The sequence below is a fragment of the Bacteroides sp. ET225 genome (genome assembly GCF_024733745.1).
In the GTDB taxonomy this organism is placed as follows: Bacteria; Bacteroidota; Bacteroidia; order Bacteroidales; family Bacteroidaceae; genus Phocaeicola; species Phocaeicola excrementipullorum.
In genome coordinates this window covers 54,383-79,981 of record NZ_JANRHN010000008.1, presented here as the reverse complement: position 1 = coordinate 79,981, position 25,599 = coordinate 54,383, and the positions used below count along the sequence as shown (strand labels likewise).

Sequence of the window (25,599 nt, the reverse complement as noted above, 5' to 3'; positions counted from 1 at the left end):
ATGAACCAAAAGTTTTTTGATTATGCGAAAATATCGTTTTTTACTTGGAGCCGTACTGTGCGCGCTTTGCTTCGTGTCGTGTACGGACAGCAGCAAATATGTAAACGCGCTGCCTGATGATGCGGCGGCTGTAGTGGCTGTGAACCTGGAGCAGATGGCAGCGAAGAGCGGGGTGGACGAGAAGACGGCCGCTTCGTTTGCCGAAGCGCTGAAAGGCGAAATTCAGGGTGCCGACGAGCTGGTCGACAGGATTGCGAAGGATCCGTCGGAAAGCGGGCTTGACCTGAAAGACAAGGTTTATCTGTTCGCTTCTCCTTCGGGAAGTCTGGCGGGACTGCTTGCACGGGTGTCTGACAGCGGAAAGGTCGGACGCATGCTGGAACTTCTGAAACAGCAGCAGGTGTGTGAGGAGCCGGTTGAAAGTGACGGATGCACGTGGACGGTGGCAGGGGCTTCGCTGGTTGCCTACACGGACGCGGCGTTTCTGATTGTGGCCGAGCCGGGAAGATCTGACGCAAGGACGCTGCAGTACAGGGTGTCGATGTTGCTGCGGCAGGGAGATGGCGAAGGCTTTGCAGCAGGCGCGGATTTTGGCAGGCTGAAGGACGCCGCTGAGGATGTGGCGGCCCTGCTGTCGCTCGACCTGCTTCCGAGAACATACGTCGCTCCGCTGACGATGGGCGTGTCGGCCGAACTGAACCTGACGAATGTGAAGTGTCTGGCTACGCTGAACTTTGAGGAAGGGAAGGCGGTGCTGGAAGCCGAGCCTCTGATTGCCGACAAGCTGATGGCAGAGATGCTCGAAAAGCAGCGGAAGGCATCGGGCCGTGTGGAAGGAACCTATCTTGATCTGTTCCCGGCCAACACCGGCGTATGGATGACGGGCAATATGGACGGAGGAAAGATATTCGACCTGCTGTGCGAGAATCCCACCGTCCGCCAGCAGTTTGAAAGCTCGATGATGCCGGTCGACTTCAAGCTGATTTTCAACTCGATAAAGGGAGATATGGCCCTTGCTGTTCCGAATCCGGCAGAAAGCGGGAGCTTCATCGCGTATGCGGATGTGACCAACCGCGATTTCTTGCAGACATTCGAGGATCTGAAGCCGCTGCTGGCGCTTACGGGCGGAACAATGACGCTGAAGAACAACGGTACGGACGAATATGAGTTCCGGATGACGGACGGTTCCGTAATCAATCTGCCCCCCGGAAACGCTTCATTCTGGTTCGGCGTGAAGGACGGGCGTTTCTATCTGACGAACGACCGTTCGCTTGTAGGCCGCAGGGTGCCGGGACTGACCTTGCGCGACTGCGAGTGGGGCGGCCGGGTGAAGGGAAAGATGTTTTATCTGGCTGTCAGCGTGAAGGATCTGGCGGCGAAGACGGCCTCTGCTTCCGGAATGGCGCGTGTCGCTCCCGTGTTGCAGCTGTCGGATTATGTGACGGTGGAGTCGGCCGACGGCAAGAAGGTCCGGATGGAGTGGGTGATGAAGGACCGGAAAAAGAATGTACTAAGACAGTTCGCGGCTTTTTGAGCCGGACGAGCAAGGCGGATTATGAATACAATCGAACTACAACAGACATTGCCCGAAGTGTTTGCGGGGCGCAACGGAATCGTTTCGGACGTATGGCACAGGCAGGTAGCTTTCCAGAAAGGGCAGAAATACCTGATCGAGGCGGCTTCGGGCACAGGCAAGTCTTCGCTGTGCAGCTATATCTATGGTTACCGCAGCGATTACCAGGGAATCATCTCCTTCGACGGAGAAAACATAAGGAAGTTTCCGATGGCGCGGCGGGTGGAAATCCGCAGGCGTTCGCTCGGAATGCTTTTCCAGGAACTCCGGCTTTTTGACGAACTGACGGCGTGGGAGAATGTGCAGCTGAAGAACAGGCTGACGGGCTTCCGCGAAAAGAAGCAGGTGAAGCGGTGGTTTGAAGAGCTGGGAATCGCCGACAAGTGGGATCAGAAGGTCGGCAGGATGTCGTTCGGGCAGCAGCAGCGGGTGGCTTTCGTGAGGGCACTCTGCCAGCCGCTCGACTTTGTGCTGATGGACGAGCCGGTGAGCCATCTCGACGACGGCAATGCGCAGATCATGGCACGCATACTGACCGAGGAGGCGCAGAAGCTCGGCGCCGGCGTGATCGTGACTTCCATCGGGAAAAATCTTCCGCTGGCATACGACAGGGTGATGAAACTTTGAATAGTCCTTAATCTTTTAAATGTTAGCAACGTGATTTGGAAATTATTGCGGCAGCATGTCAGTGTGGCTCAGCTGGTGGGGTTCGCCCTGGCCAATCTGTGCGGAATGGTGATTGTGCTGATGAGTGTACAGTTTTACAAGGATGTGCTTCCTGTGTTTATGCAGGGGGACAGTTTCATGAAAAAGGATTATCTGATTGTGAGCAAGCGCGTGAGCACGCTCGGGTCGGTTGTAGGCAGAAGCAGTGCTTTCAGCAGTGCCGAACAGGCGGAACTGGAGGAGCAGCCGTTCACGAAGAGCGTGGGAGCTTTCACTCCTGCGCGTTTCCGGGTGTCGGCAGGCATGGGTATGCAGGGGATGCAGCTTTCCACCGCTTTGTTTTTCGAATCTGTTCCCGATGCCTATGTGGATACGGACCTGGAAGGATGGTCTTTCAGTCCCGGTCAGGAAGAAATTCCCATCGTGCTTCCGCGTAACTACCTGAACCTTTATAATTTTGGATTCGCTCAAAGCAGAAGCCTGCCGCAGTTGTCCGAAGGGGTGCTGGGAATGATGAAGCTTGACATCCGCATGAGCGGCAGGGGACAGGTGAAGCAAATGAAAGGTCGCATTGTAGGATTCTCCGACAGGCTAAACACGATTCTAGTGCCCGAAGCGTTCATGAATTGGGCGAATGCGACTTACGGCGACCAGAAAGAGGCCGGACCTTCGCGGCTCATTGTGGAAGTGAAGAATCCGGCAGACGACCGCATTGCTAAATACCTGAAGGATAAAGGATATGAAACCGAGGGCGACAAGCTGGATGCCGGAAAGACCACCTGGTTCTTGAAAATGATTGTGGGCATCGTGCTGGCAGTGGGACTCGTGATTAGCGTGCTGTCGTTCTATATTTTGATGCTCAGCATTTACCTGCTGTTGCAGAAAAATACGAAGAAGCTGGAAACGCTGCTGCTCGTGGGCTACAGCCCGGCGCGTGTGGCGCGTCCGTACCAGCTGCTTACAGTGGCGCTGAATGCCGTTGTGCTGGCGTTGGGGCTGCTGGTCGTGTCGCTGGTGCGTTCCGCCTATCTGGATGTGCTGGGACGCATGTTCCCGCAGATGAAGGGCGGAAGCATGGCGGTTGCCGTAACGGTGGGGATTGTGCTCTTCCTCATTGTGTCGGCAATAAACATTGCGGCGGTCAGAAAGAAAATTAATTCGATAAGCAACTGACGACTTTTGACGCTATAAAAAGATGATAAAACAGATTGAATTTGCTTTGAGAGCCCGTGCGCGCGGATTCCATCTCATTACCGATGAGGTGGCGGCTCATCTCGGACAGCTGCCTCGTACCGGACTGCTCAATCTCTTCATACAGCATACCAGTGCGGCACTCTCCGTCAACGAAAACTGCGATCCGGACGTGCGGAGCGACATGGGAAAGATATTCGACAACTTGGTGAAAGAACGGGAATCGTGGTACGACCACACCCTGGAAGGGTGGGACGACATGCCTGCGCACGCAAAGGCGACGCTGGTTGGCCCGAGCCTGACCATCCCCATTACGGACGGAAGGCTGAATCTGGGAACCTGGCAGGGAATCTACCTCTGCGAGTTCCGCAACCACGGGGGAAGCAGAAGGATTGTCGCGACGATTCTCGGCGAGTGAAAGAGTCGGGATGAACCGGATATATGCGGGACAGCAGCAATCCGGGCGGATTGCCGGTGCCGGCCGGGCCATATCGTGCCAATCTTTTGGCGGTTATTTTCCCGTTTTGGCAGAGTAAACCGTCTTGTTCGTATATTTTGTTTGAAATGGCTATTTATCGGACATATCTTTATCCTGAAATTATAAAAAGGAAAAAGACATGAAAAAGAATCTGGTGATTATGGGGATGATTTCTGCATTGTTGTCATCTCCGTTCAGTAGCATTTTAGCTTGTGAAAATGAATCTGTTTGGAGTATGGCCGTTTCTGACAGGAAATCGGATCATAAGGGGCCGGGAGCTTCGATGCTGACGGATGAGCTCATAAAGGCGCTCTCTTTGTCTGACGAACAGGTCGAGAAGTGGAAAAAAATAGAATCTGGCTTGCAGGAAAAAATGGAAGCCATGCGTCCGGATAGAAATAGCGGCGAACGCCCGGATCCTGAGAAGATGAGGGAAAAGATGGATTCCATGATGCAAGCATATGATGCGGCTGTGAAGAAAATACTTTCGGATGAGCAGTATGAACAGTTTCAGGCATATCGGGAGAAGAACAGGCCGAAAGGTCGTCCCGGGCACAGACCGGAAATGGATGGACCGGATCGTGAATTTGAAGACGAGATGTTTTGATTAAGGAGAAAAAAGGTGTATCAAAATATAAGGGCCTGTTTAAATTTTCCGATAAAGTATTTTTATCCGCCCCTTTTTGAGCTTGTTTCCGGTCTGTTTCCCGCTTTCACTCGTCAGACAGCCCGCTGTATCTTCGTAAAAACAGAAAAACATCCTCGAAAAATTTCCAAACCGAGGCAGAGCAAAATTTAAACAGGCTCTCAGTCTGGGCTATACCAACGCCTCTTATGGCCGCAACGAAAAATCGGAAAGCGGACCTTGGAGCAACCTTTCCATCAGCTGGAATCTGCCCAAAGGCTGGCAGCTGAGTTTCAACGGACAGAATTTCTTGTTCCCGGCCATGAAACAGAAAGTCTGGACACAGCAGGAAAATTATTATTCATATACTGCTTCGCGCATGACGGACCGTACCCCCATGTTTGTCCTCGGCATCCGTTATTCCTTTAAGAACAAAGTGACTCAGAAGTGGAGGCAGAAGAAGCAGTTTTATGGTCGCGACAATACACTGCAGGGGATTGCAGTACAATAAAATGTAAGGGCGGGTTGGCTTTTGCAAAAAAACATCCGCAACCTTGCTTTATTTCTGATATTTTTGTAAGTTTGTTTTCAAATTTGATGCCAAATGTATAAAACACTTTCAACATCTCAGTTGACGGTCATTATCCCTTTCTTGAATGAGGGGGAGGAAGTGGCTCATACCGTGGAGAGCGTGTGCCGGTATGCCGGGGACAAGGTGGATATATTGGTAATTAACGATGCTTCCCAGACGCTGTATGACTATGAAGAGATGTTGCGCCCGTATCCGGTGACTTATATCCGCAACGAAAAGAGGATGGGCGTCGCTGCCTGTCGGGACATGGGGGTGCAACGAATCGAGACGCCTTATTTCTTGTTCTTGGATGCGCACATGCGGTTTTACGAGGCAGGCTGGGACAGACGCTTGGCTGGCTACTTGGCTGAGGATGACAGGCGGTTGTTGTGCTGCCAGACCTATGCGCTGGCCAAGGACGAGAGCGGGGACATTGAACCTATCCCCAACCGGAAAGTTTCTTACGGTACATTCTTGACATTTGAAGGAAATACGCCGTTAAGCCCCCGCTGGATATTCGGCGAAGACCCGGCTCCAGACCGGGAACTCATAGATATTCCCTGTGTGTTTGGGGCTGCCTATGCGGCCAGCAAGCGTTATTGGACCTATTTGCGGGGATTGGAAGGACTTATTTATTATGGATATGACGAGCCCTACATATCACTCAAGGTCTGGATGGAGGGTGGAAGGTGTCAGTTGGTAAAAGACCTGTTGGCCGGGCATATCTATCGGAAGCGTTCGCCTTATCGGGTCACTCCGGACGAATTGATGTACAACCCGCTGTGGATTGCCGCCCTGCTGCTGGAAGAAGAAAAAGAAAAGGTATATGCTGTCTATCGGAAGCAGAACGAATACCTGTTTCAACAGATGATGAAACGGATGGAAGAAAACGGCGAGTTGTTACGGGAACTGAAAGTCTACTATAAACAGATACTGAAGACAGATTTCGGTTGCGGTTGCAACTGCCCTTCAGGTCAAGGTTGCGGTTGCGGTTGCACAAGTTCCGAAACGAATTCTCCGGCTTAATTAATTTGCAAATTGCTTATTGATTTTATTTAGAAGGCATGGCACTTTCTAGTTAATGATACAAAATCCTTTGATTGAATATATCTTAAGAGAATGTGTCATGCTTTTGCGAAACGAATGATAATTGGAATACTTTTTTAACCTTTAAAATACTTTGTATGCTGCGTTGTATTTGTTTGCTAATATCCTTATGGGGAGGCATCAGCTGGCTGGCTGCACAGAGTCGGTTGACCGGGTGTGTGACTGATAAGAAAGGTACTCCGTTGGAGGGTTGCTCGGTATGGTTCTTGCAGGCCGACACTTTGGCTGGCGGTTGTGTCACAGACAAGAAAGGCCGTTTCGAGCTGAAAGGGCTGCCGGGAGGCGATTACGTTTGCAGAGTGTCGATGCTGGGCTTCAAAAAGTCGGAGCGCACTTTCAGCTTGTCCGGCGACGTGAAGCTTCCGCTGTTTGTGCTGGAAGAAGACTCGACGCAGCTGGATGAAGTGACGGTGACGGGAGACAAGCGGGATATCGTGATGAGCAATGCCGGCTCTACGACGTATTTCCTTTCTGAACACGCCAGGCAGTCGCGGACATCCTATGAAGCCTTGGCAGAAGTGCCTAAACTGATAGTCAATCCCATAGAACGTTCTATTAGCCTGAATAATGGTGAATCCCCCTTGATACTTATAGATGGCGTGAAACGTCCCCAATACCTTGAGGTCTTGAATCCGGAATGGATAGAATCCGTGGAGATAGTGGAAGTGCCGTCGGCCCGATATTTGGGCGACGAAAGCGTAACGTGCATTCTGAACATACATTTGAACCGTAAGAAAGTGACGCCGTATGTCAATGGGAATGCCTACGCGCAACATTCTGTTACTTCCAAATTCGGAGTGATAGGCGCTTCCGTGGAAACCGGGAATGCCAAATCTTCCCTCTACCTGAATTTGCAGACCTTCTATTTTGCTGATGATGTGTCCGATAATTATACAGAAAGCGTTTCCGGTGACATTAAGCGGACAGATACTTTCAAACATATTTATAATTCGAACAGCTATTTTGCCGGATTGGGAGGAGACCATACCTTTTCGGACAAGAGTTATCTGGCGTTTTCCGCAAGGTATGTAGCCCATCCGTCGGATGTGGAGAATAACGGGCAGGGCTATGTGGAGTATCTGTCGGACGGAAGACGCTCCGATCTGGTGGAAAATGCACAGACCGATGGAACCTATCATTTGGCCAGTGCTGACTTGTACTATCGGCAGACTTTTGCCCCTCAACATACGCTGGAGATTGCCGGGAACTATTCATACAGTGCTTCCACGTCTATGGGAAAACGGAATGAGGTGAACGATTTTTTTCTGAACAACCATCTTATCGACACGGACAACAGCCGTAATTTCGGCAAACTGGATGTGGACTATACCAAAGTATTCGGAGGGAAATACACGTTGTTGGCCGGTTCCAATACGTCCTATTCCTCCACGCGCATAGACGACCGGGTGGACGAACTGCCGGTATTTATTTATGACCGCTGGCAGGAGTATCTGTATGTGGGGTTCGACAACAACCGTTCAGATTTCAAATTCAAATATACTTTTTCATTGGGAATGGACATGATGTTCACCAAGGCTGACGGCGTAAAGAACCACTACATAGACGTGTTGCCTGCTGTGGCGCTGACCTATAACTTCAGTCAGGTACATGCGCTGACCCTCAGCTATAAGCGTCTGAGGTTCAGTCCCTCACTTTCCATGCTGAATCCCCGCAACATGTCGACCGACAGCCTTTATATACAGCAGGGTAATCCGTTTCTGAGACCCAGCTATCAGGACCGCGTGCGGCTGTCCTATCGGCTGAATTACAAGAAACTCTATTTGGAACCCTACGTCAACTATACCTATTCGTCCAAACTGATTTCCGCCATCGGCTCGGTGACCGACAATATTTATACCAATACCTACAAGAACTTTCTGGAAGCTCATATTCTTACGGCAGGACTTTCGGCTAATTATAACCTGCCTTTTGGCAACTTGAGTGTGGGCACCTCCTTTGCCAAACGTTTTCAGGACGGCATGGTCTTTACGGGGGGTGGAGGCTGGAACTCGTATTTGTCGGGATATTTCTACTACAAGCAGTTCTCCTTGTCCCTGAATGCAGGTTATCTGACCGCCTCTTTCGACCGTAATTCTAAATCGGAGGGCATCCCGTGGAGCAATGCCGCTCTCAGTTGGAATCTGCCAAAGGGATGGCAGCTCGGAGTCATAGCTGAAAGCTTTATTTGCCCGAAGATGGAGAGCAAGAGTTGGGTGGTGCAGGATGGTTATCGTTCGTTCAGCTCGTCACGCATGACAGACCGTTCTCCGAGGTTCCTGGTGCGGCTGGCCTATTCGTTCAAGAACAAGGTGGAACAGAAGCAACGTGTGAAAAAGAGATTCTTTGAACAAGACAATGCCTTGGAGGGTATTCAAGTCCAATAAACAGGGTTTTTATCTTGCGGCGCAGAATGTGATATAACACCTAAAATATCTGGCATATGAAACAACAATTGACTACTAACGGAATCCTGCCATTGGATGGCATGGAAGTGATGGAAGACGAACTGATGTTCGTCTTGGGCGGCGCCTCCGGACACGGCGAGAGCGACAGCGGCTGTTCGTGCGAGGCCGGCAAGGATTGTGGTTGCGACTGCTCAGGCGGAAAAGGCTGCGGTTGCGGATGCGAAGACGGCAGCGGCTGCGGATGCGGCTGCACCAAGAAAAACGACTGACGCTGAAGGCAAGAAGTCAAGGGGGATATATCTTCCTGACTTCTTGCCTCCTTATCTATCCTAAGTTCCTAACCTTACTTGACTGATCATGAAAGCAAGTTTCTATAACATTTATACCAAGAATAAGAAAAACATCCTCTGCTATAACACAAAGAACGACGTATTCTGCCTGCTTACTCCGAAAGACTATGAGCTGCTGCGCAACGCCCCGGCACAACTGGTGCAGGAGTCGCCCCGCGTGTACGCCAAGCTGCAGGAGCTGCGCTTCGTGGTGGAGGACGACGCGGACGAGTACAAGGAACTGTGTGACGAATACCGCGCAGCCATCTACAACCCGGCTGTCTGCTACCTGACCCTGCTGCCTTCGCTGGACTGCAACCTGCGGTGCTGGTATTGCTTCGAGAAGCATGTGAAGGGCAGCCACCTGACACCGGAAAACGCGCAGGCCATCCTGACCTACGTGCGGCGGCTGTGGGACGAGCATCCGGAACTGACCTTCCTCAACGTGGAGATGTTCGGCGGCGAACCGCTGCTGTATTTCCGTGAAGAACTCTATCCGCTGCTGGAACAAATCCAGCGGGAAGCGGAAGAACGCGGACGGAAAGCTTCGTTCTTCTTTGTCACCAACGGGGTCTGCATCACGCCGGACACGCTTCCGCTGTTCGACAAGCTGCACGCCTCGTTCCAGATATCCATTGACGGCTTCAAAGACCGGCACGACCAGGTGAAGTACTTGCCCGACACGCACGAAGGCACGTATGACGGGATGATAGCTACCATCCTCCGTCTGACCCGCGAGCTGGAAAACACGTACATCAACCTGCGCATCAACTATGACGACGAAACGCTGCCCCATATGAAAGACCTTATCCAGGACCTGCTGGAGGTGGACCGCCGCAAGATAGGCGTACACCTGGAGCGCGTGTGGCAGACGGGCAACTTCATCAATTACGACAACGAAGAGCTGAAGTCTGTCATCAACCTGTGGATGCTGAACGGCTTCAGGGTGTCCTACATGAACCTGGGACGGCGGAGCTTCTCGTGCAAGGCCTCTGCCCGGAACCAGGCGGTCATCTCGTACGACGGGGCGGTGTATAAATGTTCAGGACGCGACTTCACTCCCGCACACCAGGAAGGCCGGCTCAGTGCCGACGGCTGCCTGCACTGGGAGGAGGAGAAGCTGGCCCGTCGGATGAGCATCGTGACGTATGACAACGACATGTGCCGCCGCTGCAAGCTGATGCCCCTGTGCTGGGGGCCGTGCTGCCAGAAGCAGCTGGAAGCCGCGCCGGAAGAGTTCGGACGCTTCTGCCAGAAGCAGCACATGGAACTGAGCATGGCCGACTACATGCGTTACCGCTTCAACAACGCCTGCATCGAGGATTCCCTGCGGAAATCCTGAAAATTTTCTCCTGCAATCCATCAACTTCCCCGAAGAGCACACCAATGTTCAAACGTCGTTTTCCCTATCTCAAGCAGCCGGATTCCATGGAATGCGGAGCCACCTGCCTGCGCATGGTGGCGCGCTATTACGGCAAGCTGTACTCGGCGGAGGCCATGCGGCGGCTGTGCGTGCCGGGCCATAACGGGGTGTCCATGCAAAGCCTGAACGAGGCGGCGCAGAAGATAGGCTTCCGCACGGTGTGCGGGCGCATGACGGTGGATAAGCTGGTGGAGCGACATCCTTTCCCCTGCATCCTGCATTGGAACCAGGAACACTTCGTGGTGCTCTATGGGGTGAAGGAGTCCCGGCGGGGCACCCGTATCTTCCGCATTGCCGACCCGGGGCGTTACCTGCTGAACGTGGACGAGGAGGCTTTTTGCCGCGCCTGGGCGCCCGGTGGCGGCGGACGGCAGGCCAAGGGCATCCTTATGGCTCTGCAGCCCACGGACGGATTCTACGCGCAGCAGGGCGAGGAGGGCATGGGCTATTCGGCCTCCTTCCTGTGGGGCTACCTGAAAAACTACAAGCAGCTGTTCGGGCAACTGCTCATCGGGCTGGTCATCGGCTGCGTGCTGCAGCTGGCTTTCCCCTTCCTGACGCAGGCTATTGTGGACAAGGGCATTGCAGGCAAGGACATGCGTCTGATTTACCTCATCCTGTTCGGCCAGCTGATGCTGGTGCTGGGGCGGACGTCGGTGGACTTCATCCGCCGCTGGTTGCTCTTGCACATCAGCATCCGGATCAACCTGGCCCTGCTGTCCGACTTCTTCATGAAACTGATGCGGCTGCCGATGTCCTTCTTCGACACGAAGCTGAAGGAGGACCTGCTGCAGCGCATCAACGACCACCAGCGGGTGGAGCAGTTCATGGGGACGCAGACGCTGAACACGCTGTTCTCCACTTTCAGCTTCCTGGTGTTCGGCGGAGTGCTGCTCTACTACGACGCACGGGTGTTCTTCCTCTTCGGGGCGGGGTGCCTGCTCTATGCGGGGTGGATATGCGCCTTCCTGCGGAAACGCAAGGCGATGGACTATGAGTTCTTCGATCTGTATGCGCGGCGGCAGAACAAGACAATGCAAATCATTGATGGCATGCAGGATATCAAGCTGCAAAACTGCGAGCAGCGCAAGCGGTGGGAGTGGGAGGATACGCAGGCCGACGTGTTCCGCACGCAGATGGCTTCCATCAAGCTTCAACAGACGCAGGAGGCGGGCAGCCTGTTCATCAACGAGGTGAAAAACATCGTCATCACCATCGTGACGGCGGCGGCCGTCATCGACGGGCAGCTGACGCTGGGCATGATGCTGTCCATCCAGTACATCATCGGGCAGTTGAACGTGCCCATCGAGCAGCTGATGCGCTTCATCTATGCCTGGCAGGACGTGCAGCTCAGCATCGAGCGCATCAACGAGGTGCATCGCAGGGAGGACGAGAACGCGCACCGGCAGGCAACCCCTCCGGAGGCCGCACAGGGAGATGTGGTGCTGGAGCACGTGTCGTTCGCCTATCCCGGCACCCGCCATACCGTTCTGGAGGACATCAGTCTGCGGATTCCCCACGGGCGGGTGACAGCCATCGTGGGCGCCAGCGGCAGCGGCAAGACAACGCTGCTGAAGCTGTTGCTGGGCTTTTACGCTCCGCAGTCCGGACGGATTTGGATAGGCGGCCGTCCTCTGGAAGAAATCAACCTCCAGTATTGGCGGGGACTATGCGGAGTGGTGATGCAGGACGGCTATATCTTCTCCGAGTCCATCGCCCGCAACATCGCCCTGGACAACCACGACATAGACTATGCCCGCATGGAGCAGGCCGCACGGACTGCCAACATCGCCGAGATGGCCGAACGCCTGCCCTTGAAGTACGACACGGTCATCGGGTCTAACGGGCAGGGCATCAGCCAGGGACAGCGGCAGCGCATCCTGATAGCCCGTGCGGTGTACAAGAATCCGGCCTTCCTGTTCTTCGACGAGGCCACCAACTCCCTGGATGCCTGCAACGAGCGGCTCATTGTCAACAACCTGCAAGAGTTTTACCGCGGAAAGACGACGGTCATCGTGGCTCACCGCCTCAGCACAGTGAAGGATGCGGACCAGATTGTCGTGCTGGAACAGGGACGGATTCAAGAAACGGGCACACACGAGGAACTGGTGGCCTGCCGGGGTGCATACTATACGTTGGTAAAGAATCAATTGGAGTTAGGCAATGGATGACGGAAACAACCATAGCGAGAAGATGCGGCGCATTATGAGCCAGAAGCCGGCCTACCTGGTGCGGTGGGGCAATACGTGGCTGCTGGCGCTGCTGTTGTTGCTGGCGGCAGGATGGCTGGTGTGGCAGGCGGTGTAAAGGTATGTATGAGCTCACGATGGGGGATGGGGCTTGTTGCACGGGAGAAGCCTTGTTGCATTTTTCTGTGTAAGAATTGAATTGATCTTTTCACCAATGCTATTTGAGCCTCACAGCAATCGCGTTGTGGGGCTTTTGCTTTACTTTTGCATCCGTAGCCAGAATCATAAACGGCTGACCAATATAAATAAAAAACAATTATAAGGATGGAAAACAGATTGATTACTTTCCGGAACGGACAGCAGGTCTGTTCGCTCGGGCAAGGCACATACCAGATGGGACGCAGGCGCAGCGAGGAGATACAGGCCCTGCGCCGGGGCATCGAGTTGGGCTTGACACTGATAGACACCGCCGAGATGTATGGTACGGAAGATCTTGTAGGCGAGGCCGTGCGCGGCTGCCGGCACAAGGCATTCATCGTCAGCAAGGTGTTGCCGGGCAATGCCAGCTATGAGGGGACAAAGCGTGCCTGCGAACGGAGTCTGAAACGGCTCGGAACGGATTACATCGACCTTTACCTGCTGCATTGGATCGGACGTTATCCTTTTGCCGAAACAGTACGCGCCCTGGCGGAATTGCAGCAGGAAGGCAAAATCCGGCAATGGGGCATGAGCAACCTGGATGTGGATAACATGGAACGCATCCTTGCCTTGCCGCATGGCAGGGACTGTGCGGCCAATCAGGTGCTCTACAACGTGAAAGACCGGGGCATCGAGTACGATCTTATCCCTTGGAGCAGACAGCATGACATCCCTGTCATGGCTTATACGCCTCTTGGCGAAGGACGGCTGCGCAGCCACAAAACGCTGGCGGACATTGCCCGCAGGCATGATGCCACTCCCACGCAAGTCCTGCTGGCGTGGGTGATGCGGGCACAGAATGTCATCGCCATTCCCAAAGCGGGCAGCATCGCCCATGTGGAGGAGAATGCCCGGAGCCTCGGCATTTCTCTGACGGAAGAAGACCTGTGTGACATCGACCGGGCGTTTCCGGCTCCCACGCACAAAATACGTCTGGCCGGATGGTGACCGAAACATTCGTCGCTGAAGTTTTTCACATTTTCGGGCCGGCTGCATGTGCCGGAACCCGGTAAAAGGAAAGCCGGAAGCGGTTGTGTGCGTTTCCATACGCATTGCAGCCGTTTCCTGTGTAAATAAATGTTTATCGGAATGCCCCCACTGCAAATAAGTGTAAATCGAATTAGAATATATGTCCGCAAATGTATTTATTAACACTTCTTGGAGATAAAAAATGTTGTGCTGTAGAACAAGTATTGCGGATTATTGCATAATTTTGCGTGACAGAAAAACGTAGAGGCCTCCTCTGCGAATGTTTTTTCCATTTTGAAGCGGAGGCCAGCGGTGATAAATTTTTTAATCTATAAACAATTGCTTATGTCAAAAATCGTTGGACACATTTCGCAGGTCATCGGTCCGGTGGTCGATGTGTACTTCAAACTGGATGAAGGGCAGGACGTGGAACAGTCACTGCCGAAAATCCACGATGCGCTGACTATCGCCCGTGGCGACGGCCGTACGCTGGTAATTGAAGTGCAGCAGCATATCGGTGAAGACACTGTACGCTGCGTAGCCATGGACAGTACGGACGGACTGAAGCGCGGAATGGAAGTCGTTCCTGCCGGCCGGCCGATATCCATGCCGGTAGGAAACCAGATTAAAGGACGTGTGATGAACGTGGTCGGTGATGCCATCGACGGAATGAGGGATCTGGACAGAAAAGACGGTTTCCCTATCCATCGCGAGCCGCCTAAGTTTGAAGACCTCGCCACATCGCAGGAAGTCCTGTTTACGGGTATCAAGGTGATTGACCTTCTGGAACCCTATCTGAAAGGAGGTAAAATCGGTTTGTTTGGTGGCGCCGGTGTAGGCAAGACCGTGCTCATCAAAGAGTTGATCAACAACATTGCAAAGAAGCACAACGGTTTCTCCGTGTTTGCCGGAGTGGGTGAGCGTACCCGTGAAGGCAACGACTTGCTGAGAGAGATGATCGAGTCGGGCGTAATACGCTATGGCGACGACTTCCTCAAGAGCATGGAGGAAGGCAATTGGGACTTGTCGAAAGTAGACTACAGCGAAGTGGAGAAATCGCAGGTCGCCATGGTGTTCGGACAGATGAACGAGCCTCCCGGCGCACGTCAGTCGGTGGCATTGTCGGGTCTGACACTTGCCGAATCGTTCCGCGACCGCGACAACGGCGGCAACAGCCCGCGTGATATCCTGTTCTTTATCGACAACATATTCCGTTTCACCCAGGCTGGTTCTGAGGTGTCGGCTCTGTTGGGACGTATGCCTTCGGCCGTAGGTTATCAGCCGACGCTGGCCACTGAAATGGGACAGATGCAGGAACGGATCACTTCAACCAAGAACGGCTCCATCACTTCGGTGCAGGCGGTGTATGTGCCGGCCGATGACTTGACCGACCCGGCTCCTGCCACTACCTTCACTCACCTGGACGCAACGACGGTGCTGAGCCGTAAGATTACGGAGCTGGGCATTTATCCGGCAGTGGACCCGCTGGATTCAACGTCGCGTATCCTGGATCCGCTGATTGTGGGCAAGGAACACTACGAAACGGCCCAGCGCGTAAAGCAGATACTTCAGCGCAACAAGGAATTGCAGGACATCATCTCGATTCTGGGTATGGACGAACTTTCGGACGAAGACCGCCAGACGGTGAACCGCGCACGCCGTGTGCAGCGTTTCCTGTCGCAGCCGTTTGCCGTTGCCGAACAGTTTACCGGCGTGCCGGGCGTGATGGTTTCAATCGAAGACACGATCAAGGGATTCAAGATGATTCTGGACGGAGAGGTAGACTACCTGCCGGAACAGGCATTCCTGAATGTGGGCACGATTGAAGATGCGATCAAGAAAGGAGAAAAACTGCTTGCCGCAGCAAAAGGATAAGCATAAAAAACAGAACTGTTATGAAAGAACTTCATCTGGTTATCGCTTCACCCGAACGGACGGTTTTCGACGGGAAGGTAGACATGGCAGTGTTGCCGGGAGAAATGGGTGAATTCCAGGTCCTGGTAAACCACGCTCCCCTTATTTCGTCGCTGGCGGCCGGAGAAGTGAAATATGCGGCAGGAAACGAAACGCAGTCCCTGAAGATAAAGGGGGGATTCGTCGAAGTGAGAAACAATCAGATTTCCGTGTGTGCCGAGCTTTGAGCCGGGACGCGCGAGTCACCAAAAGGCCAGTAGCGCAATGACAATAGAAGCAGTGAAGAAGAAATTCATTATCGAGCTGACGGCAGGGACAGTGGTTCTGTCGGCGGTGGCGGCGGCGGTGTTCCGCTTCCTCATCCCCGGATGGTATTTCGCATGGTTCCCGCTGATTCCGGTGTTTTTCTTCCTTTTCGGTCTGCTCTACATCTATCTGTTCGCTTTCGGCTGTATGCTGGGGCCGGGCAAGATAGCGATGACCTACCTGGTAGGAAAGGTGCTGAAACTGGTTCTGAGCATTTTCGTGCTTCTGTTCTACGGATTTGTGATAGGAAAGGATGTGGTGTCTTTTGTGGCTGCCTTCATCGTGTTCTATTTCGCGTTTCTGTTTTTTGAAACCCGTTTTTTCCTTCGTTTCGAAGCGAAACTGAAACTAAGTAAACAAGCAAACAATGAAAAAATTACGGTACATAGCAATGACACTGCTGCTGTTGCTGGCGGTTCCGACGCTCACGCTGAAAGCGGAAACGGGCGGTGAAGAGGCTGAACTGGATGTGAACGAACTGATCTTCGGGCATATCGGCGACGCTTACGAGTGGCATATCGCCACGTTCGGTGACGTGCATCTCACCATTCCGCTTCCGGTCATCGTGAAAAGCAGTACGGGCTGGCACGTGTTCTCCTCGTCCAATCTGGAGGGAGGCAAGGAATACGAAGGCCTGTACATCGCCGAAGGAGGAGCCAACGACGGCAAGATAGTGGAACGGAATGCTGCCGGAGAAGAGGTGCGTCCGCTTGACATTTCCATTACCAAAGACGTGCTCGGACTGTTCATCAACAGCACGCTGCTTGTGTGCATCATGCTGGGCTGTGCCCGCTGGTACAGGAAGCACTCGCTGGAGCAGGGCGCGCCGAAGGGAGGCGTGGGAATGATTGAGGCCACGGTGATGACGATCTATGAGGATGTTATCCAGGGATGTGTGGGCCCCGACTACAAGCGTTACACGCCTTATCTGCTGACCGCGTTCTTCTTTGTGCTGGTGAACAACCTGATGGGACTGATTCCGATCTTCCCGGGCGGCGCGAACGTGACGGGCAACATCGCCATAACGCTGGTGCTTGCTCTCTGCACTTTTGTGCTGACCAACGTGTTCGGAACAAAGGCCTACTGGAAAGAAATCTTCTGGCCGGAGGTGCCCACGTGGTTGAAAGCCCCGATTCCTATGATGCCGTTGATAGAATTCTTCGGTATTTTCACCAAGCCGTTTGCCCTGATGATCCGACTTTTCGCGAACATCATGGCCGGTCATGCCGCTGTGCTGAGCCTGATTGCCATCATCTTCATCACAGTGAAGGCGGGAGCGGTGATCAACGGTTCGATGACTGTGGTCGCAGTAGCATTCGGCATTTTCATGAATGCGCTCGAAATTCTTGTCGCATTCATCCAGGCTTATGTGTTCACCATGCTTTCGGCTGTGTTTATCGGCCTGTCGAGAGTGAAAGAACACAACGAAAAATAAAATAGCAAACAAAAAGTATAACCAATTAAATTTTTAGCATTATGTTATTATCAGTTTTATTGCAGGCTGCTGCAGGTGTTGGCATTAGTAAATTGGGCGCTGCTATCGGCGCAGGTATCGCAGTTTTGGGTGCAGGTATCGGTATCGGTAAGATCGGTGGTTCGGCTATGGAAGCCATGGCACGCCAGCCGGAAGCATCAGGCGATCTGCGAATGAACATGATTATCGCCGCTGCCTTGGTCGAAGGTGTGGCGCTGATCGCTATCGTGGTTTGTTTGTTGACTTTGTTCTTGTAAAAAAAACAATAGCTTATGGGATTATTAACTCCGGATCCGGGGCTGCTGTTCTGGATGCTTGTGACATTCGGAGTCGTATTCTTCCTGCTGGCAAAATACGGCTTCCCGATAATCATCAAGGCAGTAGAGGACCGGAAAGCATATATCGACAATTCGCTCAAATCAGCGCGCGAGGCCAACGAACAGCTGGCCAACGTGAAGCAGGAGAGCGAAAAGATTCTGGCTCAGGCTCGTGAGGAGCAGAACCGCATCTTGAGCGAAGCGGCCGTAACGCGCGACCGCATCATCAAGGACGCTCAAGACCGCGCCACTGTCGAAGGCCAGCGGCTTATGGCGGAAGTGAAGAAGCAGATTGAAACGGAAAAGGAAAGTGCAATCCGTGACATCCGCCGCCAGGTTGCCGTGCTGTCTGTAGGCATCGCGGAGAAGATCATGCGCGGGAAGCTTGCCGACGAGAAAGAGCAGAATGCTTTGATTGACCGTATGCTGGATGAAATGATTGAATCTTCTAAAAAATAACAGGCTATGAATACGGGAGTCATTTCCAGACGTTACGCGAAGGCTTTGCTCGCTTACGCCAAAGAGGCGGGCAAGGACGACAAAGTGTACGCTGAGGCACAAGTGCTTTCACAGCGCTTTGTGGACGTGCCGGGGCTGCGTCATGCGATTGAGAATCCTGTATTGGATATCCGGACAAAACTGAAGCTGCTCCGTGAAGGGGCAGGAGGAAACGGGCTCAGCAAAGAGCTGGACCGTTTCTTCAGTCTGGTCCTGAAGGAAAGACGGGAGAAATTCTTGCTGTTCATGATGTGGTCGTACATTGACCTGTATCGCGAGGACAAAAACATTATCATCGGCAGACTGACTACTGCGGTTCCGGCTCCCAAGCTGGTCAAGAAGCTGGAGGAGGCTTCGTCCAAGCAGACCAAAGGGAACGTTGTCATCGAAACGAAAGTTGACCCTGCAATCTTGGGCGGATACATCTTCGAACTTGCGGGCCGGCGGATGGATGCCAGCGTGTCTAACCAACTGAAGCGTGTGGAACAGCAGTTCATTGCGAAAAACAGAAGAATAGTTTAAAAAAGAAAAGTTTATGCCAGAAAACAATAACATAAAACCCAGTGAAGTTTCGGAAGTGTTGCTCCAGCAACTGAAGGGGATTGACACTTCGCTGAAATTCGACGAAGTGGGTACCGTGCTTCAGGTGAGCGACGGTGTGGCACGTATGTACGGACTGCGTAATGCGGAGGCCAACGAGCTGCTCGAATTTGAAAACGGAACCATGGGTGTCGTGATGAATCTGGAGGAGGACAACGTGGGAGCTGTGCTTCTGGGACCTACCGACCAGATCAAGGAGGGTATGGTGGTGAAACGCACCAACCGTATCGCTTCTATCAATGTGGGCGAAGGTATGCTGGGCCGTGTAATCGACCCGCTGGGAGTGCCTTTGGACGGGCGCGGCGAGATAGGCGGCGAAAAATGCGAAATGCCGCTTGAACGCAAGGCACCGGGAGTTATCTTCCGCCAACCGGTAACCGAACCGCTCCAGACAGGTCTGAAGGCTATCGACGCCATGATTCCTATCGGACGCGGACAGCGTGAGCTGATTATCGGCGACCGTCAGACGGGTAAGACGGCCATCGCCATTGATACCATCATCAACCAGCGCCACAACTATGAAGCCGGCGACCCGGTATATTGTATTTATGTTGCCGTAGGACAGAAAGGTTCTACAGTGGCGAGCCTTGTGAATGCGTTGCGCGAAAAGGGTGCGATGGATTACACCATTGTGGTAGCGGCTACCGCTTCCGACCCTGCTGCCCTGCAGTATTTCGCTCCGTTTGCGGGTGCCGCCATCGGCGAGTATTTCCGTGATACCGGCCGCCATGCGCTTGTGGTTTACGACGACCTGTCGAAGCAGGCTGTGGCTTACCGTGAGGTGTCCCTGATTCTGCGCCGTCCGTCAGGACGTGAAGCATATCCGGGCGATATCTTCTACCTGCACTCCCGTCTGCTGGAGCGTGCGGCGAAGATCATCAGCCAGCAGGAAGTGGCAGAACAGATGAACGACCTGCCTGCAAGCCTGAAAGGCAAGGTGAAGGCGGGCGGCTCGCTCACTGCACTGCCGATTATCGAGACGCAGGCAGGCGACGTTTCTGCTTACATCCCGACCAACGTGATTTCAATCACCGACGGTCAGATCTTCCTGGAAACGGACCTGTTCAACCAGGGATTCCGTCCTGCCATCAACGTGGGTATCTCTGTTTCCCGTGTGGGCGGAAGCGCGCAGATCAAGAGTATGAAGAAAGTGGCCGGTACGCTGAAAATCGACCAGGCTCAGTATCGCGAACTGGAGTCGTTCTCTAAGTTCAGCAGCGATATGGATCCTGTTACGGCGATGGCTATCGACCGCGGACGCAAGAACAACCAGCTGCTGATACAGCCCCAGTACTCGCCGATGCCGGTGGGCGAACAGGTGGCTATCCTGTATTGCGGTACGCACGCGCTGATGCGTGACATTCCCATCGACAAGGTGCGCGCTTTCCAGGACGCTTTCCTGACCAGCTTGCGGGCAAACCACAAGGAAGACGTGATTGACGTGCTTGCCGCAGGAAAGATCAGCGACGAAGTAACAGCGATTATCGAAAAAGTAGCTGCCGATACAGCCGGACAGTTCATCGTTAAAGAGTAAGCGCCATGGCATCACTGAAAGAAGTAAAAGGAAGAATCAACTCCATCAACAGTACGCTGAAGATCACTTCGGCCATGAAGATGGTGGCGTCGGCCAAGCTGCATAAGGCACAGGCTGCCATTGAAAGCATGCTTCCTTACGAACGCAGACTACACCGCATGCTTACCAATTTTTTGGGTGCGGGGCTGACAGTGGAGTCTTCTTTCATCGTGAATCATGAGGTGAAAAAGATTGCCATTGTAGTGTTTGCTTCGAACAGTAGCTTGTGCGGCGGCTTTAACGCGAATGTTATCCGTCATCTGAACGATCTGATTGACAAGTACAGCAAAGAGGTGGGGCGTGAGAACCTGCTCATCTATCCGGTGGGGCGCAAAGTGGCCGATGCCGTGAAGAAGATGAAGGGGGTTGTGCCGATGGGCGATTTCCAGCACATGAGCGGCAAGCCGAACTATAAGGAGGCTGCCGGACTGGCTGAGGAACTGATGGAGCGTTTCCTGAACGGGGAAATCCAGCGTGTGGAACTGCTCTACAACCATTTCAAGTCGACTTCTACACAGGTTCTGACTCACGAAACCTATTTGCCTATCGACTTGTCGGGAGAGGCGAACGGCGCGAAAGCGGAGGGTGCGGATGAGGATGCCATGAATGCTGACTACATCATCGAGCCTTCGGCAGAGAAGATTGTGGAGAAGCTTCTTCCGAAAGTTCTCTGCATGAAGATCTACACCGTGCTGCTTGACAGTGCGGCTGCCGAACATGCGGCCCGCACGATGGCTATGCAGATTGCAACCGATAACGCGAACGATTTGATACAGGAACTTACATTGCTTTACAACAAGAGCCGTCAGCAGGCGATTACCAACGAGCTGTTGGATATCGTGGGCGGTACGATGGCCTGATTGTGAGAATGCGGATATTTTAGAGGCTGTGCCAAAACTGGAAATGACCTTCAAAAAACAATGAAAGTGATTTTCCGTTTGGCACAGCTTCTGTTTTTTTTGTGAGCAAAAAATGCGTGAAAAGCTTGCACAATTGAAAGTAAATCTCTACCTTTGCATCGCTTTTGAGAAATGAAGCTTCGGGGTGTAGCGCAGTCCGGTTAGCGCACCTGCTTTGGGAGCAGGGGGTCGTGGGTTCGAATCCCGCTACCCCGACGAAGGAATCGAGGAGTTACGGTAAGACGTAGCTCCTTTTTTTATTGTCTGCTGTCCGGATGAGCCTGAATGTATATGCCGGCGAAGCTGTCACTAACGGAATCACTCCCCGCTCTTTTTCCAGAGATTGTTGCGGTATGCTGTCGGGTAAAGCCCGGTCTGCTTCTTCACATACCTGCTGAAATACGACACGGACGAGAAATGAAGCCGGTCGGCGATGTCAGTCAGCGTAAGTTCCTTTTGGCATAACAGGTTGGCGATTTCATGAAGCGTGAAGCGGTCTATCCAGTATGTGGCCGGCTTTCCGCTGGCTTTTCTGCATATTTCAGAAAGGTAGTGCGGCGTGACGCAAAGCCTGGATGCGTAATAAGGCACATCCCGATGTGTGATGTATTCGCCGCCGTACAGCATGTCCACAAACTGCTGCAAAAGCTTAGCCGTGCGTTCCGGCACCGGGCGGGGAGCCTGTCCCCGCGCATGTATGTCGTATAAGTCCAGGATATGCGCCATCAGCAGATAGCCCAGCATCTCTTCGCGGAAGAGGTGCGTCTTGTCTGCCAGCCTTTCGCGGAGCCGTTCCATGTCGCTGCTGCACTTCCGGAAGTCGGGCGGAGAGAGCTTCATCACCGGATTCTGCAGCAGGCTCAGGTGTCCGATGATGCCGTAATTGTTGCGTATGGCTATCGACAGGACAAACGGTTCGGACAGCCCCATCGTTATCCCTTCGTAGTCATCCGATTCGGAAAATCCGGAAGCCAGCGACATATTGGTCAGGATGACATAGTCGCCGGCCGCAATGTTGTAGTGTACATTCTGGAAGCGGAAGCTCATGCTGCCCCGCCTGCACAGGATATGAATCACGCAACAGGGATTGTCCGTGACATCATAGTCCTTGACTGATCTGATAAAGAATATCTTGTTCCATTCCTGCCTTTCCATACGCTGCCTGTCGTTGCCGGTTGTTGAAGCAAAATTAGGCAAAAACCACGAAAAGTGCATATTTCTCCACTCATTTTGCATCAAGATTCTTGCGTGCAGCCTCTAATTTTGTTGTGGAAATCAAAAAACGATGAGAAAAATGAAACAGGTAAGATTGAACAACGGAGTGATGATGCCGTCCGTAGGATTCGGCGTCTTCCAGATTCCCGTGGATGAAACGGAGCGCATTGTTTCCGATGCGCTGGAAGTGGGCTACCGGATGATAGACACGGCGGCTTCTTATTTCAACGAAGAGCAGGTGGGAAACGCCTTGCGTCACAGCGGACTGAAGCGCGAGGAGGTGTTTGTGACCACCAAACTGTGGGTGCAGGATTACGAGTACGACGATGCTTTGCGCGCTTTCGACCTTTCGATGAAGAAGCTCGGGATGGATTATCTCGACCTCTACCTGCTGCATAAACCTTATGGGAACTATTATGCCGCATGGCGTGCGGCGGAACGGCTCTACCGGGAGGGACGCATCCGTGCCATCGGCGTGACGAGCTTCAGCAGCGAACGTTTGCAGGATCTTTTTCTTCACAACGAGGTGAAGCCTGCCGTCAACCAGTTGGAAACGCATCCGTTCTTCCAGCAGCAGGCAGCCAACACCTTCCTCAGGCACGAAGGCATCCAGCACGAGGCGTGGGCGCCGTTTGCCGAGGGACAGAGCGGCATCTGGAACAACCCCACGCTGAAGGCCATCGCCGCCCGGCACGGCAAGACGGTGGGAAACGTTGTTCTGCGCTGGCTGAACCAGCGGAACATTGTCGTCATCCCCAAGACCGTGAGCCGCGAACGCATGGTGGAGAATCTCAGCATCTTCGACTTTGACCTTACGGACGAGGAAATGCTGGCCATCGCCGGACTGGACACCGGACGCAGCCCAATCTATGACGATATGGATTTGCAGACAGTGAAAGGAATAGGAACTTATAAAATACACGAATGACCATGAAGACCATTACATTGAACAACGGCGTGGAAATGCCGGCAGTGGGCTACGGCGTATGGCAGATAGCCCCGGAAGCATGCGAACGCTATGTGTCGGAGGCGCTTGCTGCGGGCTACCGTTCCATCGACACGGCACAGGCGTATTACAACGAAGAGGGGGTGGGGAACGCTCTCCGCAAGAGCGGCATTCCCCGCGAAAAGCTGTTCGTGACAACCAAGGTGTGGATCAGCAATGCCGGCGACGAAAAGGCGGCGCGCAGCATCGACGAATCGCTCCGCAGGCTTCAGACCGACTATATCGACCTGCTGCTTGTCCATCAGCCTTTCGGCGACTATTACGGTACCTACCGGGCAATGGAAAAAGCCTGCAAAGCGGGAAAGGTGAGGGCCATCGGACTGAGCAACTTCTATGACGCCCGTTTCGTCGACCTTGCCGAAAACATGGAGGTGAAGCCTGCCGTCGTGCAGCTTGAAACGCATGTGTTCTGCCAGCAGGCGAAGATGCGCGAACTGGTGAAGCCTTACGGCACCCGCATCATGGCGTGGAGTCCGCTGGCACGCGGCATGAACGGTCTGTTCGGCAACGGAACCTTGCAGGCCATTGCCGACCGGCACGGCAAGGACATTGCGCAGATCTGCCTGAAGTTTCTGACGGACGAAGGAATCGCCGTCATTCCCCAGTCCACACGGAAGGAGCGCATGGCAAGCAATCTCGCCATCGGCGATTTCGAGCTGACGGATGAGGAGCGCGGCATGATCCGCAGCATGGACGGGGGAAAGCCGCTGGCGGCCGACTTCAACGACCCTGCTCTGGCGAAATTCCTTTTGGATTACGACAGGCAGTTCAATCCCGGCAAATGAGCCGGATCCGGAGCGGCAGGCCTTGAACAGACGCTAAAATAAGCCGGCTCGGGCGGAATATTTCTGGAAATTCGTTATTTTTGCTGCAAACGCACCAATGATAAGTGAGTGCATAAAATAATTGATAGCATCAGAAACACAGATTTTCGCAGATTAAAAGCAGGCAATCAGCGCAATTACCTGCGAAAATCCGCGTTAGTCTGCGTTTCTGGACAGGCATATTTGTATAAACTAATTCTCAACATCTATTTATATGTTAGCCTATACTTATATTGAACACGGAAAGTTCGGCCTTCTTGACAAGCCGAAACCTGTACTGGAAGATCCGCGCGACGCGATTGTGCGCGTCACGCTCGGAAGTGTCTGTACGAGCGACCTGCATATCAAGCACGGCAGTGTGCCGCGGGCTGTTCCCGGCATTACTGTCGGCCATGAGATGGTGGGAGTGGTTGAGGCTGTGGGAACGGAGGTCACGAACGTAAAGCCCGGCGATCGGGTCACGGTGAATGTGGAAACGTTTTGCGGAGAGTGCTTCTTCTGCCGCCGCGGATATGTGAACAACTGCACCGACCCCAACGGGGGATGGGCGCTGGGATGCCGTATCGACGGAGGGCAGGCGGAATACGTGCGGGTGCCTTATGCCGACCGCGGGCTGAACCGCATTCCCGATTCCGTGACCGACGAGCAGGCGTTGTTTGTGGGGGATATTCTGGCAACCGGCTTCTGGGCCGCACGCATATCGGAAATTGCGGAAGAAGATACGGTACTCATCATCGGGGCCGGGCCTACGGGCATCTGCACCTTGCAGTGTGTGATGCTGAAGCGTCCCGAAAAAATCATCGTCTGTGAGCGGTCGGACGAAAGAATACGCTTTGTCCGTGCGCATTATCCCGGCGTGCTGGCGGTGAAGCCGGAAGAATGCAGGGACTTTGTCCGTGCCCAAAGCCGTCATGGAGGAGCGGATGTGGTGATCGAGGTGGCAGGCGCGGACGATACCTTCCGGCTGGCCTGGGAGTGCGCCCGTCCGAATGCGGTGGTTACGGTGGTGGCGCTTTACGACAAGCCTCAGGTGCTTCCTTTGCCGGACATGTACGGAAAGAACCTGACGTTCAAGACCGGAGGCGTGGACGGATGCGACTGCGCCGAGATTATCCGCCTGATAGAGGAAGGCAGGATTGACACCACGCCGCTCATCACTCACCGCTTTCCGCTGAGCCGGATAGAAGAGGCCTACCGGATATTCGAGAACAGGCTCGACGGAGTGATAAAGGTGGCGATAGTGGGATGA

General features: G+C 53.5%; 26 protein-coding genes and 1 tRNA gene. 26 read left to right on the top strand and 1 reads right to left on the bottom strand.

All coding sequences use genetic code 11. From position 1 onward, the window contains the following. The first annotated feature begins 22 nt into the window (after positions 1–22). The 23 genes from NW212_RS05735 to NW212_RS05625 all read left to right on the top strand — a co-directional run bounded on the left by NW212_RS05735 (position 23) and on the right by NW212_RS05625 (position 21,521). On the top strand, positions 23–1,534 hold the full coding sequence (locus NW212_RS05735) for a DUF4836 family protein (RefSeq protein ID WP_258337690.1): 1,512 nt from the start codon (positions 23–25) through the stop codon (positions 1,532–1,534). 21 nt (positions 1,535–1,555) lie between these two features. Then, entirely contained in the window at positions 1,556–2,200 is a 645-nt protein-coding gene (locus NW212_RS05730; RefSeq protein ID WP_258337689.1) for an ATP-binding cassette domain-containing protein, read from the top strand. 30 nt (positions 2,201–2,230) lie between these two features. Then, on the top strand, positions 2,231–3,412 hold the full coding sequence (locus NW212_RS05725) for an FtsX-like permease family protein (protein ID WP_258337688.1): 1,182 nt from the start codon (positions 2,231–2,233) through the stop codon (positions 3,410–3,412). A 22-nt stretch (positions 3,413–3,434) separates the two neighbouring features. Beyond that, on the top strand, positions 3,435–3,848 hold the full coding sequence (locus NW212_RS05720) for a secondary thiamine-phosphate synthase enzyme YjbQ (protein ID WP_258337687.1): 414 nt from the start codon (positions 3,435–3,437) through the stop codon (positions 3,846–3,848). 199 nt (positions 3,849–4,047) lie between these two features. Then, the gene (locus tag NW212_RS05715; protein WP_258337686.1) at positions 4,048–4,515 is read left to right on the top strand and encodes a Spy/CpxP family protein refolding chaperone; all 468 of its coding nucleotides are present in this window, start codon (positions 4,048–4,050) and stop codon (positions 4,513–4,515) included. 340 nt (positions 4,516–4,855) lie between these two features. Beyond that, on the top strand, positions 4,856–5,044 hold the full coding sequence (locus tag NW212_RS05710) for a hypothetical protein (protein WP_258337685.1): 189 nt from the start codon (positions 4,856–4,858) through the stop codon (positions 5,042–5,044). 93 nt (positions 5,045–5,137) lie between these two features. After that, entirely contained in the window at positions 5,138–6,130 is a 993-nt protein-coding gene (locus NW212_RS05705; protein ID WP_258337684.1) for a glycosyltransferase, read from the top strand. Between the two features lie 158 nt (positions 6,131–6,288). Next, positions 6,289–8,595: a TonB-dependent receptor gene (locus NW212_RS05700; protein ID WP_258337683.1), complete on the top strand. Its 2,307-nt coding sequence runs from the start codon at positions 6,289–6,291 to the stop codon at positions 8,593–8,595. Positions 8,596–8,651: 56 nt separating this feature from the next. Continuing rightward, the gene (locus tag NW212_RS05695; RefSeq protein WP_258337682.1) at positions 8,652–8,885 is read left to right on the top strand and encodes a hypothetical protein; all 234 of its coding nucleotides are present in this window, start codon (positions 8,652–8,654) and stop codon (positions 8,883–8,885) included. Positions 8,886–8,973: 88 nt separating this feature from the next. Next, entirely contained in the window at positions 8,974–10,287 is a 1,314-nt protein-coding gene (locus NW212_RS05690; RefSeq protein WP_258337681.1) for a radical SAM/SPASM domain-containing protein, read from the top strand. Positions 10,288–10,331: 44 nt separating this feature from the next. Continuing rightward, a complete protein-coding gene (locus tag NW212_RS05685) occupies positions 10,332–12,539 on the top strand; it encodes a peptidase domain-containing ABC transporter (protein WP_258337680.1) in 2,208 nt (735 codons plus the stop codon). Beyond that, positions 12,532–12,675, top strand: coding sequence for a hypothetical protein (locus NW212_RS05680; RefSeq protein ID WP_258337679.1), 144 nt, complete (start codon positions 12,532–12,534; stop codon positions 12,673–12,675). The genes NW212_RS05685 and NW212_RS05680 overlap by 8 nt, the downstream gene beginning before the upstream one ends. 206 nt (positions 12,676–12,881) lie before the next feature. Then, the gene (locus NW212_RS05675) at positions 12,882–13,703 is read left to right on the top strand and encodes an aldo/keto reductase (protein WP_258337678.1); all 822 of its coding nucleotides are present in this window, start codon (positions 12,882–12,884) and stop codon (positions 13,701–13,703) included. 366 nt (positions 13,704–14,069) lie between these two features. After that, positions 14,070–15,599, top strand: coding sequence for a F0F1 ATP synthase subunit beta (gene atpD / locus NW212_RS05670; protein ID WP_258337677.1), 1,530 nt, complete (start codon positions 14,070–14,072; stop codon positions 15,597–15,599). Between the two features lie 20 nt (positions 15,600–15,619). Next, complete coding sequence (atpC, locus tag NW212_RS05665) at positions 15,620–15,865, top strand: ATP synthase F1 subunit epsilon (protein ID WP_258337676.1); 246 nt, start codon at positions 15,620–15,622, stop codon at positions 15,863–15,865. A 37-nt stretch (positions 15,866–15,902) separates the two neighbouring features. After that, positions 15,903–16,397, top strand: a complete 495-nt coding sequence (locus tag NW212_RS05660; RefSeq protein WP_258337675.1) for a hypothetical protein — start codon at positions 15,903–15,905, stop codon at positions 16,395–16,397. Next, positions 16,312–17,379 (top strand): F0F1 ATP synthase subunit A, encoded by a 1,068-nt coding sequence (gene atpB, locus NW212_RS05655; RefSeq protein WP_258337674.1) that lies wholly within the window; start codon positions 16,312–16,314, stop codon positions 17,377–17,379. The genes NW212_RS05660 and atpB overlap by 86 nt, the downstream gene beginning before the upstream one ends. Positions 17,380–17,420: 41 nt before the next feature. Continuing rightward, the gene (atpE, locus tag NW212_RS05650; RefSeq protein WP_072542418.1) at positions 17,421–17,675 is read left to right on the top strand and encodes an ATP synthase F0 subunit C; all 255 of its coding nucleotides are present in this window, start codon (positions 17,421–17,423) and stop codon (positions 17,673–17,675) included. Between the two features lie 15 nt (positions 17,676–17,690). Then, the gene (gene atpF / locus NW212_RS05645; protein WP_258337673.1) at positions 17,691–18,194 is read left to right on the top strand and encodes a F0F1 ATP synthase subunit B; all 504 of its coding nucleotides are present in this window, start codon (positions 17,691–17,693) and stop codon (positions 18,192–18,194) included. Between the two features lie 6 nt (positions 18,195–18,200). Further along, positions 18,201–18,755, top strand: coding sequence for a F0F1 ATP synthase subunit delta (locus NW212_RS05640; protein ID WP_258337672.1), 555 nt, complete (start codon positions 18,201–18,203; stop codon positions 18,753–18,755). A 13-nt stretch (positions 18,756–18,768) separates the two neighbouring features. Continuing rightward, a complete protein-coding gene (gene atpA, locus NW212_RS05635) occupies positions 18,769–20,367 on the top strand; it encodes a F0F1 ATP synthase subunit alpha (protein ID WP_258337671.1) in 1,599 nt (532 codons plus the stop codon). Between the two features lie 5 nt (positions 20,368–20,372). Beyond that, positions 20,373–21,266 (top strand): F0F1 ATP synthase subunit gamma, encoded by an 894-nt coding sequence (locus NW212_RS05630; RefSeq protein WP_258337670.1) that lies wholly within the window; start codon positions 20,373–20,375, stop codon positions 21,264–21,266. Positions 21,267–21,446: 180 nt separating this feature from the next. After that, a tRNA-Pro gene (locus NW212_RS05625) sits at positions 21,447–21,521 on the top strand. Positions 21,522–21,623: 102 nt separating this feature from the next. Here the strand turns inward: NW212_RS05625 and NW212_RS05620 are convergent. Then, a complete protein-coding gene (locus NW212_RS05620) occupies positions 21,624–22,460 on the bottom strand; it encodes an AraC family transcriptional regulator (RefSeq protein ID WP_258337669.1) in 837 nt (278 codons plus the stop codon). Positions 22,461–22,599: 139 nt separating this feature from the next. On the opposite strand from NW212_RS05620, the gene NW212_RS05615 reads away from it, so the two are divergent. From NW212_RS05615 to NW212_RS05605, 3 genes are all read left to right on the top strand, one after another. After that, positions 22,600–23,448, top strand: a complete 849-nt coding sequence (locus NW212_RS05615; protein ID WP_258337668.1) for an aldo/keto reductase — start codon at positions 22,600–22,602, stop codon at positions 23,446–23,448. A gap of 2 nt (positions 23,449–23,450) precedes the next feature. Next, positions 23,451–24,311 (top strand): aldo/keto reductase, encoded by an 861-nt coding sequence (locus tag NW212_RS05610; RefSeq protein WP_258337667.1) that lies wholly within the window; start codon positions 23,451–23,453, stop codon positions 24,309–24,311. Between the two features lie 253 nt (positions 24,312–24,564). Then, positions 24,565–25,599 (top strand): alcohol dehydrogenase, encoded by a 1,035-nt coding sequence (locus NW212_RS05605; RefSeq protein WP_258337666.1) that lies wholly within the window; start codon positions 24,565–24,567, stop codon positions 25,597–25,599.

Coding starts and splice junctions, on each gene's coding strand:
- NW212_RS05615 (WP_258337668.1), top strand. CDS start 22,600: ATGAAACAGGTAAGATTGAACAACGGAGTGATGATGCCGTCCGTAGGA.
- NW212_RS05705 (WP_258337684.1), top strand. CDS start 5,138: ATGTATAAAACACTTTCAACATCTCAGTTGACGGTCATTATCCCTTTC.
- NW212_RS05620 (WP_258337669.1), bottom strand. CDS start 22,460: ATGGAAAGGCAGGAATGGAACAAGATATTCTTTATCAGATCAGTCAAG.
- atpC (WP_258337676.1), top strand. CDS start 15,620: ATGAAAGAACTTCATCTGGTTATCGCTTCACCCGAACGGACGGTTTTC.
- NW212_RS05690 (WP_258337681.1), top strand. CDS start 8,974: ATGAAAGCAAGTTTCTATAACATTTATACCAAGAATAAGAAAAACATC.
- atpD (WP_258337677.1), top strand. CDS start 14,070: ATGTCAAAAATCGTTGGACACATTTCGCAGGTCATCGGTCCGGTGGTC.
- atpA (WP_258337671.1), top strand. CDS start 18,769: ATGCCAGAAAACAATAACATAAAACCCAGTGAAGTTTCGGAAGTGTTG.
- NW212_RS05735 (WP_258337690.1), top strand. CDS start 23: ATGCGAAAATATCGTTTTTTACTTGGAGCCGTACTGTGCGCGCTTTGC.
- atpF (WP_258337673.1), top strand. CDS start 17,691: ATGGGATTATTAACTCCGGATCCGGGGCTGCTGTTCTGGATGCTTGTG.
- atpE (WP_072542418.1), top strand. CDS start 17,421: ATGTTATTATCAGTTTTATTGCAGGCTGCTGCAGGTGTTGGCATTAGT.
- atpB (WP_258337674.1), top strand. CDS start 16,312: ATGAAAAAATTACGGTACATAGCAATGACACTGCTGCTGTTGCTGGCG.
- NW212_RS05630 (WP_258337670.1), top strand. CDS start 20,373: ATGGCATCACTGAAAGAAGTAAAAGGAAGAATCAACTCCATCAACAGT.
- NW212_RS05610 (WP_258337667.1), top strand. CDS start 23,451: ATGAAGACCATTACATTGAACAACGGCGTGGAAATGCCGGCAGTGGGC.
- NW212_RS05715 (WP_258337686.1), top strand. CDS start 4,048: ATGAAAAAGAATCTGGTGATTATGGGGATGATTTCTGCATTGTTGTCA.
- NW212_RS05700 (WP_258337683.1), top strand. CDS start 6,289: ATGCTGCGTTGTATTTGTTTGCTAATATCCTTATGGGGAGGCATCAGC.
- NW212_RS05730 (WP_258337689.1), top strand. CDS start 1,556: ATGAATACAATCGAACTACAACAGACATTGCCCGAAGTGTTTGCGGGG.
- NW212_RS05640 (WP_258337672.1), top strand. CDS start 18,201: ATGAATACGGGAGTCATTTCCAGACGTTACGCGAAGGCTTTGCTCGCT.
- NW212_RS05660 (WP_258337675.1), top strand. CDS start 15,903: ATGACAATAGAAGCAGTGAAGAAGAAATTCATTATCGAGCTGACGGCA.
- NW212_RS05675 (WP_258337678.1), top strand. CDS start 12,882: ATGGAAAACAGATTGATTACTTTCCGGAACGGACAGCAGGTCTGTTCG.
- NW212_RS05710 (WP_258337685.1), top strand. CDS start 4,856: ATGAAACAGAAAGTCTGGACACAGCAGGAAAATTATTATTCATATACT.
- NW212_RS05720 (WP_258337687.1), top strand. CDS start 3,435: ATGATAAAACAGATTGAATTTGCTTTGAGAGCCCGTGCGCGCGGATTC.
- NW212_RS05605 (WP_258337666.1), top strand. CDS start 24,565: ATGTTAGCCTATACTTATATTGAACACGGAAAGTTCGGCCTTCTTGAC.
- NW212_RS05695 (WP_258337682.1), top strand. CDS start 8,652: ATGAAACAACAATTGACTACTAACGGAATCCTGCCATTGGATGGCATG.
- NW212_RS05685 (WP_258337680.1), top strand. CDS start 10,332: ATGTTCAAACGTCGTTTTCCCTATCTCAAGCAGCCGGATTCCATGGAA.
- NW212_RS05680 (WP_258337679.1), top strand. CDS start 12,532: ATGGATGACGGAAACAACCATAGCGAGAAGATGCGGCGCATTATGAGC.